Origin of the sequence: Siminovitchia thermophila, from assembly GCF_016909185.1 — a bacterium.
GTDB classification, from domain to species: domain Bacteria; phylum Bacillota; class Bacilli; order Bacillales; family Bacillaceae_C; genus Siminovitchia; species Siminovitchia thermophila.
On sequence record NZ_JAFBFH010000057.1, the window covers coordinates 1 to 11,892 of the forward strand.

Below are 11,892 nucleotides of genomic sequence, written 5' to 3' on the forward strand. Positions count from 1 at the left end.
AAGCAAAATACCCGCGTATAAAGCAAAATACCCGCGTATAAAGCAAAATACCCGCGTATAAAGCAAAATACCCGCGTATAAAGCAAAATACCCGCATATAAAGCAAAAGCTCCATTTAAACGTGGCTACCACCAATGTTAAGCGCATCGAGGCCGTCAATTATATGTGGAGAAGGAAATAATGTGGTAAAATAAATTCAGTTTGTTCGATGTATCTAAATGAAAGATGCGAGGGGCGAAACTATGACGTGGGCAATGGTTACTACAGGCATCATTAGTATTTTTCTTATCTTAAATATTGTGCTCGCAGGCTTTGTTGTTTTTCTCGAAAGAAGGGATGCGGGGGCAACGTGGGCGTGGCTTTTGGTATTGTTTTTTATACCGGTTGTCGGCTTTGTCCTATATTTGATTTTTGGGCAAAATTTAAGCCGAAAAAAAATATTTGATTGGAAAGATCAGAATAAAATTGGGATTATGGAAATAACGGAGAATCAAATTCAGTTGCTTCGCTCCGGGGACTTTCCATTTCATGGCAATAAAGCGGCTCAGTATAAAGACTTGATTTATATGCTGCTTGTAAACGACAGCGCGGTGCTGACACAAGATAATCATGTCGATATTTTTACGGATGGCAATGAAAAGTTTGAGGCGTTAATGAATGATATAAGATCTGCCAAGGACCATGTTCATCTCGTATACTATATTATGCGCAGCGATGATCTGGGGAATAAGCTTTTATCCTTGTTAGTGTCGAAAGCAAAAGAAGGTGTGGAGGTACGTGTTCTTTATGACGCCATGGGTTCAAGGCGGCTCCCGAGGAAGTTTTTTCGTCCGCTGATTGAAGCCGGCGGAAAAGTGAGTGCTTTTTTCCCTGCGATTATCCCCCATCTTAACTTGCAGGTGAATTATCGTAATCATAGGAAGTTGGCAATCATTGATGGAAAGGTTGGCTATATAGGCGGTTTTAACATCGGAGATGAATATTTGGGGTTAAATCAAAAGTTTGGCTACTGGCGGGACACTCATTTGCGGATTTTTGGGAAGGCTGTGTTTGCCATGCAAACACGTTTTGTTCTGGATTGGAACCAAGCATCTTCCAACAAAATCAGTTATGAAGACAGACTGTTCCCCGAGATAAATTCTATTGGGGATACGGATGTCCAAATTGTTTCAAGCGGTCCGGATTCCGAATGGGAGCAGATTAAATATGGATATATCAAAATGATCAACTCTGCCAAAGATTATATTTATATACAAACTCCCTATTTTATCCCAGATACGAGTGTATTGGACGCATTAAAAATTGCTGTATTGTCTGGCGTAGATGTAAGACTGATGATTCCCAACAAGCCTGACCATCCATTTGTGTATTGGGCGACGTATTCCAATGTAGGAGAACTGTTAAAAACGGGCGCAAAAGTATATATTTATGAAAATGGCTTTATTCATGCAAAAACATTAATTGCGGATGGTAAAATTGCCACTGTGGGAACGGCCAATATCGATGTACGCAGTTTCCGCCTCAATTTTGAAGTGAACGCTTTTTTATATGATGACGCAGTTGTTGAAAAACTCGTTGATATTTTTAAAAAGGATGTCGAACTGTCACGGGAGCTCACCTACAAAGAATATTTAGAAAGGCCGCTTTTTATACGATTCAAAGAGTCGGTTTCCCGTTTATTGTCACCAGTTCTTTAATATTTCTGAAAGAAAAATGGGGTAATTGTTTTGAAGTGGTATACGATCGGCCCTCTCTCTTTTCCTGCTTCTTGGGCAGCCATTGGCGCAGCGTTTTTGCTTACATCTCTTTACTTTGTCATTCAAAGAAAAAAAGCAGTGGCAGACGATATGGGCAATGCCTTTTTTATATTTTTTCTTATATGGAAGCTAAGCGTCATCCTTTTGCAATTTTCAACTGTGATCAAGAATCCGCTGATGATCCTATATTTTAATGGTGGCTGGAAAGGCTATGCATTAGGCATGGCCGGGGCATTTATTTATCTGTGTGTAAAAGTGCTGCAAAACAGGCTAAACAGTAGCCTGCTTGTTGAGGCATGGATGTTTTCGGTCCTTGTGTATGAACTTGCGTTCTATCTGTTGAATGCGCGGCATATACTAATGGGGTCCATCCATATATTGGGAGCGATCCTGTTTTTCTTATGGACAAGGAAAAAAGCGGGACAAACCATTTGGCAGTTGCAACTCCTCATCTTATTTACATGTTTCCAAGCTTTCATCTATTCTTTTAAGGGGGACATGCTATCTGCTCCGATGGCAACGTACGTGGCGGCTTGTGGCGCTTTAGCCGCAACCATCCTTACAGAAAGGAAGAGAGCCGATGAGTAAGAGAATATTTGGACTGGCACTGATTGGCTTATTGCTGGGGATTGTGGTTGTGAATATCATCAAGGATATACGTGAGAACAACGAAATCAAGTCGGCTCAAGAGCAATTCAACTCTCAAGCAGCAGAAAAGACTTTTGCGAAAGAAGGTTTAAAAGAAGGGGAAGTACCTCCAGATTTTGAGCTGTCGTCATTGAATGGGGAAAAAAAGAGACTTTCAGATTACAAGGGAAAGAAAGTCATTTTAAATTTTTGGGCTACTTGGTGTCCCCCTTGCAAAGCTGAAATGCCTCACATGCAACAATATTATGAAACGAAGGCGAACAGCCAAAACGTGGAAATTATCGCGGTCAACTTGACATATGCTGAGCGAGTATCCAATAAACGTTCAAAAGTGGAAGAATTCAAAAACGAATACAAATTAACTTTTCCGATCCTTTTGGATGAAGAGGGAGATGTCGGGAACACATATCAGACGATCACCATTCCAACGACCTATATGATTGATACAAATGGGATTATCCGCAAAAAAATCATTGGCCCGATGGATCAAGAAATGATGGAACGCCTTGTTTCAGAAATGAATTAATGTTTTATTTTTGAAAAATGTTTGACAGGCGATAGAGCGGTAGTATATACTTACATGCAAGAGTTAAAACAACCACATAAAAACTAAATGATTTCAGCATTACTCTTATCAAGAGCGGCGGAGGGAATAGGCCCTGCGATGCCCGGCAACCTTCAGTTTTTCTGAAAAGGTGCTAATTCCTACAGGTCATGATTATGGCTTGGAAGATAAGGGGAGGAAAAGATAAACCAGCCCTCTTCTTATTCGGAAGGGGGCTTTTTGATTTACAAAATCCCCCCTTTTCTCAAGATTGAGACGTTTAATCGCCATAAATCTTATTATTCCGATGGCTTTAAAATCATTTTAAGGAGGGTGTCAAAAAATGACACAAGGAAAAAATTATCAGCCGGAAACAGTATTGCTTCATGGGGGACAGGAGCCAGATGAAACAGGATCTCGTGCAGTTCCCGTGTACAGAACAACTTCTTATGTTTTTAAAAACACGGAACATGCCCAAAAATTGTTTGCTTTGGAAGAGCCGGGCAACATTTATACAAGAATCATGAACCCGACCGTGGATGTATTTGAAAAAAGAGTAGCGGAATTAGAGGGAGGCACAGCTGCTGTTGCTCTTTCTTCTGGTGCGGCGGCTATCGCGTTTTCCATCTTGAATATTGCCGGAGCCGGAGATGAAATAGTAGCGGCGACCGATCTATATGGTGGAACATATAACCTGTTTTCAACCACTCTTCCGAAATATGGCATCCATGTAAAATTTGTCGATCCAAAAGATCCAGAAAACTTCCGTAAAGCGCTCACGCCAAAAACGAAAGCCATTTTTGCGGAGGTGATCGGAAATCCGAGTCTTCACGTACTTGATATAGAAGCGGTTGCCAAAGTGGCCCATGACCATCGAATTCCATTGATCGTGGACAGCACGTTTGCCACACCATACTTATTAAGGCCGATCGAGTGGGGAGCGGATATCGTTGTTCATTCAGCCACAAAATGGATCGGTGGACACGGAACAGCGATCGGAGGAGTTGTCGTCGATGCCGGCAAGTTCGATTGGAATAACGAAAAATTCCCGGATTTTATCAAGCCGGACAGAAGCTATCACGGCATCCGCTACGGAATTGATTTGCCGGAGGCCGCATTTGCCGTTAAGCTTCGTGTGCAATTGCTTCGTGATTTTGGACCTTGCCTAAGCCCGGACAATGCCTTTATTTTCCTGCAAGGACTTGAAACATTGCACGTTCGTGTTCAAAGACATGTTGAAAATGCCAAAGCAGTCGCTGAATTTTTACAAAACCATGATGCAGTTGAATGGGTTTCCTATCCGGGTCTTGAAAGCCACCCATCTTACGAGCTCGCTCAAAAATACTTGCCAAAAGGCCCTGGCGCTGTCGTCAATTTTGGCATTAAAGGCGGAAGGGTAGCTGGGAGAAATACGATTGATAATGTTAAGCTTTGGTCTCATGTGGCAAATGTCGGAGATGCAAAATCACTCATCATTCATCCCGCGTCAACTACTCACCAGCAGTTAAGCGCCGAAGAATTAAAAGATACAGGCGTAACGGAAGAATTAATCCGCCTTGCCATTGGATTGGAAGCTGTAGAAGACATTACAGCCGACTTGGGGCAAGCGATTGAAAAAGCAGTTGAAGCTGTAAAGCAATCCAATTAAAATGCTGCATAAGGCTGTGAACGTCACGAGCGTTTACAGCCTTATTTTTCTGTAGGCACTAGCCGAATACCAACCGTTTCATATGGAGTAGCCAAATAGCTTTCGATGAGTCCTTGCTTGGAAATCTTTTCTTTGGAAACTGTTTTTTGTTTCAAGCTGACGGTAATCGGCTGTTTCAAAGGGAATTCATCCAAGCCGATTGTATGGCTATCCAGCCAGCGTGCATGCAGTACTCCCTTAGAAAAAACATGAAGTGTATGCGGCAGGGGAATGCCTTTGCGGAAAAATGGAAATTCTTTTTCTTTGTTTACACCGGGTTCATTGAGACAAATATACAAAGATAAATTGTCACAAAGCTGGAGAAGTCCATAGTGGAAATCGAACAACGACTGCTTAAATTCGGTAATGGATGTCATCAGCCTATGCTGCCTGGCCTTTTCGGATGTAACAAATTGTTTCGCTTCGGGGGTTTCATCATGCTGTTGAAAACGCACATAATGTTCACTGCATAAGAGTGCTGCGTATGGATCGCAGCTTCCTACTTCATTTATCCCGCTGCTATATATAAGTGTTTTGGCAGGTGGGGGAAAATCCATAAACGTGTACGGAGCCCTTTTTTTGTCGTTCCAAAAAGGCTGTTGGTCAATCATTTTCCAACCGCAATCATGATTGGCGACAGCGTGCAGAACCGACTTTTTCCATTTTACACCTTTGAAGTATTCAGGCTGCCAATAGGAAAAAATTTCACCTGATATGCGGGCATGATGGTCTTGTTCGATCATGACAAATTCATTCAAGCGGTCTCTGACGATCATGAGGCGCCTCCTTCATATGATCATTCTTTATATGGTAACATTTTTTCGTCCCCGTAAACAGGTGTGTCGCAACGGCATGAAGGATGCATGGATATTCCTTCCACTGTGACAAGAAGCGGCTGGATTTCGATAATACGTTCACCTAGTTTGAGCTTTCCTATTACTACCGCTGGTAAAAAACAAGGCTGGGACACAACTAAATCAGCTGATGAAAAAACGGACAATAAAGTGAAACTTCATTCAGTAGGATTTTTCTTCCATCTCCTACTGAATGTTAGTTGAACGAATCGGGCATTTAGGTGCCGTTTCCTCCCACTTAGACCTTTTGTATCAACTCAGGTCTTGAAGTGGTGTATATGGCACCTTACATGCGGGATAAATTGTCTCAGTGTATAATACGCAAGCTTTTAGCGTAGTCAAAATATGTAGACTCCTGCGGGAATAGCTCGAGCTGAAGATCCCGCAGGAAAGCGACCTTTGCTTTCCGAGGAAGCTGAAGAGACCTGCGGAAAGCGAAATATGTTGACGTAGCGATGATAGGAATTTTTTTAACACAAATAAACCGAACAATTATAAATGAATTGTTCGGTTTTTGCTATTTCGTATTTGCTTATGTCCCAGCCCCGTCATTTTCATGAGCTTATTCATTTCCTTCATTAGTGATAATAAGTACGACGCGGCGGTTTTGACTTCTCCCTTTATCTGTTTGATTGGAGGCAATGGGACGATATTCCCCATACCCGACAGTTCTAAGCCGTTCAGGGGAAAGTCCGTGCTCTTCTATCAAATAACGGACTACTTGATTGGCTCTAGCTGTTGATAAATCCCAGTTGGAAGGAAACCGCTCTGTTGAAATGGGGCGGTTGTCTGTATGTCCTTCGATTTCGATCATATTCGAGATTTCTGATAGCATGGGAGCCATGTTATCTAAGAACAATTTCGCTTCATTTATTAAATCAGCTTTTCCTGATGGAAAAAGCATGACCTCCGGTAAAACGACTTCAATGCCTTTATCTGTCGGCGTAACCGTCATTTCGTTTTCCAGGCCGTGCTCAGAAGCATACTTGCCTACATATTCCAAAATTTCCTCAATGCGCTTTTCTTGCTTAATCATTTCGGCCAATTGTTCTTCATATTCGTTGGGAACAGTCGTGCCTCCCTCTCCCGGGGCCTCTCCGCCAGAATCTTGTTTTAAATTGTTGTGATTTTGGAATGAGTCGGTAACAGATTTAAATTTTTCAGCATTTGTATCCGAGTAAGAATACAGTAAAACAAAAAGGATAAGGATGACTAATGATAAATCCGCAAAGGTAACAAGCCATGCCTGATTCGTTTTTGTTCCCTTAAATCTCTTTTTGTTCATATGTCCTGTCTCCCTCGAGCTTATCCAGCAGTGCGGTACCTTCGGCGCTTTCTATTAAGTACATTTGCAGCTTGTCCTTCAAAATGGCCGGTCCCTCTTCATTACGGATGCTGACCAATGCCTCAATGATCACTTCTTTTAAAAAGACCTCTTCTTCCGTTAACAGTTCCAACTTATTGGCAATTGGAATAAACACAAGGTTGGCCAGGAGTACTCCGTAAAAGGTTGTAATTAAAGCAACCGCAATGGCCGGTCCTAGTTCATCCGGATTATTCAATTGCTGGAGCATGAGAACCAGGCCGACAATTGTTCCAATCATTCCCCATGCGGGCGAGAGCTCGCCGGCTTTTGTAATGATTTTTCTTCCGCGCGCGTGTCGTTTTCGCATCGCAAGAATATCCATCTCCATTACTTTTCTGATCATATCTTCTTCATACCCATCAATGACAAGACGGAGTCCTTTCTGAATAAAAGGATCACTGGTTTTTTCTCTTTCTTTTTCAAGCCCTCCAATCATGCCGTCCATTTTAGAAGTTCTCGCTAAACGGACGAGTGTATGAATGAATTGTTGAATGGGCACTTCTTTTCTCCTAAAACTTGTATGCAGGACGTTGAACATATTTTTCACTTCTGAAACACCAAAACCGACAAACAGGGAGGCAATTAGTCCGCCGAAGACGATCACAAATGAAGATAAGCTAATAAACGTCAGAAATGCGTCATATCCTCCGGCGATATAAATAGCCAAAAAAATAACCGCAATTCCTATGATAATGCCTAGTGGAGTTAAAACATCTTTTCTGAGCATAAAGAATCACCAGCCTTCCAAATAACTAATATCATCCTACGACTATTATCGGACAAGGAAAGGTTATATTTAGCCGCCATATTCATCATAACTTGTCCATACCGTGCATAGGATGTGTAGAAAAGATGGTGCTGTACTATTGGAAATGGGCAAGGGGGAAGAAGATGAAGAAAAGATGGCTGGCAATCATCGCCGCTTTCTCTTTTTTTGTTGGAGTTGGCGGAACTTATACGGGAATCAAATGGATGGACTCGCGGGAGCAAGAACGACCGCCGGAAACAAAGGGAGAAAATGACATATCCATGATATCGGCTCACCTTGAGAAGGTGGAGCAAGTATATCGGCTTATTCAAGAGGCGTATGTGGAAAAAGTGGAGAGCGAACAGCTGGTACAGGGAGCTATCCAAGGGATGATCGGGACGTTGAAGGACCCCTATTCCGTTTATATGGACAAGGAGACGGCAGAGCAATTTAACGAGCACTTAGATTCATCTTTTGAAGGGATTGGGGCTCAAGTAACGATTGAAAATGGCAAACTCGTTATTGTAGCGCCGATAAAAAACACGCCGGCAGAAAAAGTCGGATTAAAACCACGGGACCAGATTATAAAAATTAATGGCGAATCAATTGAAGGACTCGATTTATATGAAGCAACGAACAAGATTCGCGGGGAAAAGGGGACGGTTGTGACGCTCGACATCATCCGTAAAGGGGCAAGCAAACCTTTTCAAGTAGAGATTACGAGAGAAGAAGTGCCTATTCTGACAGTGTTCTCGGAAATAAAAGAGAGCGACGGGAAAAAAATAGGCTATTTGGAAATTACATCATTTTCAGAGGGGACCGCGCGTGATTTCAGAAAAGAACTTGCAAAGTTGGAAGAAAAAAAGATTAAGGGACTGGTAATTGACGTACGCGGCAATCCTGGCGGCATGCTTTCAAGTGTGGAGGAGATTCTACAACAGTTAGTTACCGATAAAAAGCCGTATATTCAAATCGAAGAGCGGAACGGCAACAAGAGTCCGTATTTTTCGAACCTTAAACAAAGAAAGCCTTATCCGATAACCGTGCTAATTGATGAAGGGAGTGCTTCTGCTTCTGAAATACTTGCCGGAGCGTTAAACGAAGTGGAAGGTTATCACCTTGTGGGAGTCCGGACTTTTGGCAAGGGCACAGTTCAGCAGGCTATTCCACTTGAAGATGGAAGCAATGTCAAGCTCACTATGTTTAAATGGCTGACCCCTGAGGGAAATTGGATTCACGACAAGGGAATTGAGCCAACGATTGAAGTGACACAGCCGGAATATTATTATGCCCACTCCCTCAACGTTGAAAAGCAATTGGTACGGGATATGAACAGCGAGGAAGTGAAAATCGCCCAGCAATTGTTAGCAGGTCTTGGTTATGGGCCAGGGAGAACAGACGGCTATTTCGACGGTCAAACCGAGCGGGCGGTCAAGGCTTTCCAATCTGTCGAAAAAATTCCGGTGACGGGAAAAGTTGATCCTAAAACAGCAGCTCGGCTCGAAGCGGCAATTATGAAACGAATAGAAGACGAACGCAACGATTTGCAGCTGCAAGTGTCATTAAAAGCGCTCAAATAACCATTCAGTCAAAAAATCTGTCATTTGGGCCAATCATCTTGTTTTTTATCGAAAGAAATAATATAATAAATTCAGAATTTAATATAAAACCATTTTCATTTTCCCTTACAGAGGTAAACCCATAAGGGTATTACTTTTTTATAGGTATAAAAGCGGTTACATGCGCCGTTGGGATAAGGGGAAAGAGGTCTTCCAGGACAAAATTCCGGAACCATTGATATGAGGTGGGGGCCCCGGCAGAAACATTTTTGTTTCAAGTAAACGCGTTGAAACAATGCGCCATATAGTTACTTGAGCAAAATAATGGTTCCGCTTTCAGAAGTCATGGTCCATTCGTCATTGGGCGCGCTTTGCTTCGTCTTGTTTCCGGGAAGACACGCAAATGGACAAGTAAGTCATCAGATGAACAAGGAGGAAGGAAAGGTATGGATCAAGAAACGGCAGTACAAGAGCAAGCTGAATTTGCGGGTTATCCACAACAACCCCACGGAGGGAAACTGATTAACAGAGTGTTAACAGGCAAGGAACAGGAAGAGGCAATGATCAGAGCCAGGAAGCTCCCTACGATTATGGTCGATTTGGAGGCAGTCATTACGCTGGAGATGATTGCGACGGGAGTGCTGTCCCCAAACGAAGGTTTTATGAATGAAGCCGACTATAAATCCGTGCTCAAAAAAGGAAGGCTTGCCAATGGTACGGTTTGGCCGGTTCCGCTTAGCTTTGCACCAATAGGCAACCGCAATAAGGAAATCGTGCAAACGCTTTCCATTGGTGATGAAGTCGCGCTTGCTGATGAAACAAAGGATCCGGTTGCAATTCTGAAAATTGAAGATATATTTGACTACAACAAAGAGGAAAGAGCATTTCATCTCTTTGGTACAACAGATCGCGATCATCCTGGGGTAGACTCGATTTACCGCCGCATGGGAGATGTATCATTGGGCGGGCCGATTACACTGCTCCGCCGTGTGAACTGGGGGCCATTCGAAAAACTGCGTTTGGAACCGAAAGATACATGGCGGATCTTTTACGAGGAGAAAAAACTGCGTTCAGTCGCTGGATTCATTACCGGAGCCAATCCACTTCATCGCGGTCATGAATATATCCATAAGAATGCCTTGGAAACGATTGAGGGCTTGCTTGTCCAGCCACTCGTTGAAATGGCCAAGCGGGAATATACGAGAAATGAGTTCCGTATGCTCGCTTATCGAAGTGTACTAGATGCGTATTATCCTAAAGAAAGAGTTTCGCTTGCTCCGTTAAGAGTGACATATATATTCGCGGGCCCCCGTGAAACGGTCCTCCATGCATTGATTATGAAAAACTTCGGATGTACCCATGCTCTGATCGGGCGGGATCATGCCGGAGTGGGCGATTACTATGATAAATATGCCAGCCACACGATCTTTGATGAGTTTGACCCTAAAGAGTTGGGGATTGACGTCCGCCTTTATCATGAAGTCTTCTATTGCACACGCTGTGCGAACCATGCTACTGAGAAGACCTGTTCCCATGATGAACGTTTCCGGCTGAAAATTTCGGGTACGGGGATCCGGGAAATGCTCCGCCATGGCATCATGCCGCCAAAAGAAATTGTGCGTCCCGAATCAAGCCGGATCGCCATGCAGGGAGTTCAGCCTAAAGGCGTTGATAAAACGAAAAACTCGATCTCGCCTGTTGGTAAGACGATCAAGAGCATGTTCCCGTTTTACTTGGAAGCAAACCGCCTGGGCGGTACCCCGCGCCTTGAGAAATTAACTCCGGAAGAGTTGACTACACGTGATCTCGAAGCGGCAATCATGGATGTCCGCTTAAATGCAGACCGCATTTACCGTGAAGTCTATGAAGAATATACTTATGCCGGTGATGTCAACCGCGATATTCAGCGGGAATGGATTACAGATGCCCGTGATGCTATGCGAGTACAGCAGCAAATGGTTGTGGAAGACTTAAAAGAAAAAGTACAGCAGGCACCGGAAGTCGCTTCCGATGAATTTTTGTATCAGGATAAAGAGGAATCACAGAAAGAATTGGATGTAGCGGAAAAAATTCTTCATGAAGTCCCGGCTGCCATCCATGTTAGTGAATTGGAATACCGTGTTTGGAATCCGCTTCCATACGAGCGCTACCGCGGAAGCGATGAGCCCGAGGAGGAGATGGAAAGTCCCAGTGACCCGAAGCCTGATTTAGTTGCTGACGAATCATAAAAGAATTCCGCAAGTTCCCCGATGCAGATGACCCATTCAGTGATGAATGCGGTCTTCTTTTTATTGTGAAAATGAAACCCATACGCTAGGCGAGCCGGGCCTCACATTATTAGAATTGTGACCAACAATTGGGGGGCAGGATCTTATCAAGAGTAAATTTTAAAAATGGATTAAATCAATGCTTTTACTTTAAAGACATGTATTTAACCCATGTAAATCAAACTAAAAAAATGAAATGTAATTGTTAGGAAACAATTGATTACGGTCATAAGTATGTACCATTTCTGTCAACTTTTTGATCAGTGATCGACAACAGACTTACCATTTGTTTCTTCAAGAATGAGGTAAGCTTTAAAAAAGTTAATTGTATGAGTCCATTACCGACTTGCTTATTGGATAATCTAACTGATGCTAGACTAAAAAGTGGACACAGATTGTTATAATAAAAATAAATAACAATGCTGAGGTGTCTATATGACTAAAGAAAATGGAAGACGTTAT

At 42.9% G+C, this 11,892-nt stretch carries 9 protein-coding genes and 1 riboswitch; of the genes, 6 read left to right on the top strand and 3 right to left on the bottom strand.

Going from position 1 to position 11,892, the window contains the following annotated elements:
- The first annotated feature begins 254 nt into the window (after nt 1-254).
- From cls to JOC94_RS21975, 4 genes are all read left to right on the top strand, one after another.
- Complete coding sequence (gene cls / locus JOC94_RS21960; RefSeq protein WP_077111650.1) at nt 255-1,697, top strand: cardiolipin synthase; 1,443 nt, start codon at nt 255-257, stop codon at nt 1,695-1,697.
- Nucleotides 1,698-1,727: 30 nt separating this feature from the next.
- Nucleotides 1,728-2,345 (top strand): hypothetical protein, encoded by a 618-nt coding sequence (locus JOC94_RS21965; protein WP_077111617.1) that lies wholly within the window; start codon nt 1,728-1,730, stop codon nt 2,343-2,345.
- On the top strand, nt 2,338-2,931 hold the full coding sequence (locus JOC94_RS21970; RefSeq protein WP_077111616.1) for a peroxiredoxin family protein: 594 nt from the start codon (nt 2,338-2,340) through the stop codon (nt 2,929-2,931). The genes JOC94_RS21965 and JOC94_RS21970 overlap by 8 nt, the downstream gene beginning before the upstream one ends.
- A 102-nt stretch (nt 2,932-3,033) precedes the next feature.
- A riboswitch (SAM riboswitch) is annotated at nt 3,034-3,144 on the top strand.
- A 148-nt stretch (nt 3,145-3,292) separates the two neighbouring features.
- Nucleotides 3,293-4,597: an O-acetylhomoserine aminocarboxypropyltransferase/cysteine synthase family protein gene (locus tag JOC94_RS21975; protein ID WP_077111615.1), complete on the top strand. Its 1,305-nt coding sequence runs from the start codon at nt 3,293-3,295 to the stop codon at nt 4,595-4,597.
- A 41-nt stretch (nt 4,598-4,638) separates the two neighbouring features.
- On the opposite strand, the gene JOC94_RS21980 is transcribed toward JOC94_RS21975, so the two are convergent.
- From JOC94_RS21980 to JOC94_RS21990, 3 genes are all read right to left on the bottom strand, one after another.
- Nucleotides 4,639-5,412: a DUF3891 family protein gene (locus JOC94_RS21980; protein WP_077111614.1), complete on the bottom strand. Its 774-nt coding sequence runs from the start codon at nt 5,410-5,412 to the stop codon at nt 4,639-4,641.
- A gap of 640 nt (nt 5,413-6,052) precedes the next feature.
- Nucleotides 6,053-6,775 carry an OmpA family protein gene (locus JOC94_RS21985; RefSeq protein ID WP_077111613.1) on the bottom strand — a complete coding sequence of 241 codons (723 nt, stop codon included), beginning with the start codon at nt 6,773-6,775 and terminating at the stop codon, nt 6,053-6,055.
- Nucleotides 6,756-7,583 carry a MotA/TolQ/ExbB proton channel family protein gene (locus JOC94_RS21990; protein ID WP_077111612.1) on the bottom strand — a complete coding sequence of 276 codons (828 nt, stop codon included), beginning with the start codon at nt 7,581-7,583 and terminating at the stop codon, nt 6,756-6,758. The genes JOC94_RS21985 and JOC94_RS21990 overlap by 20 nt, the downstream gene beginning before the upstream one ends.
- A gap of 164 nt (nt 7,584-7,747) precedes the next feature.
- Between JOC94_RS21990 and JOC94_RS21995 the strand changes: the two genes are divergently transcribed.
- On the top strand, nt 7,748-9,184 hold the full coding sequence (locus tag JOC94_RS21995) for a S41 family peptidase (protein WP_077111611.1): 1,437 nt from the start codon (nt 7,748-7,750) through the stop codon (nt 9,182-9,184).
- Between the two features lie 425 nt (nt 9,185-9,609).
- Nucleotides 9,610-11,391, top strand: a complete 1,782-nt coding sequence (locus JOC94_RS22000; protein ID WP_077111610.1) for a sulfate adenylyltransferase — start codon at nt 9,610-9,612, stop codon at nt 11,389-11,391.
- Nucleotides 11,392-11,892 lie beyond the last annotated feature (501 nt).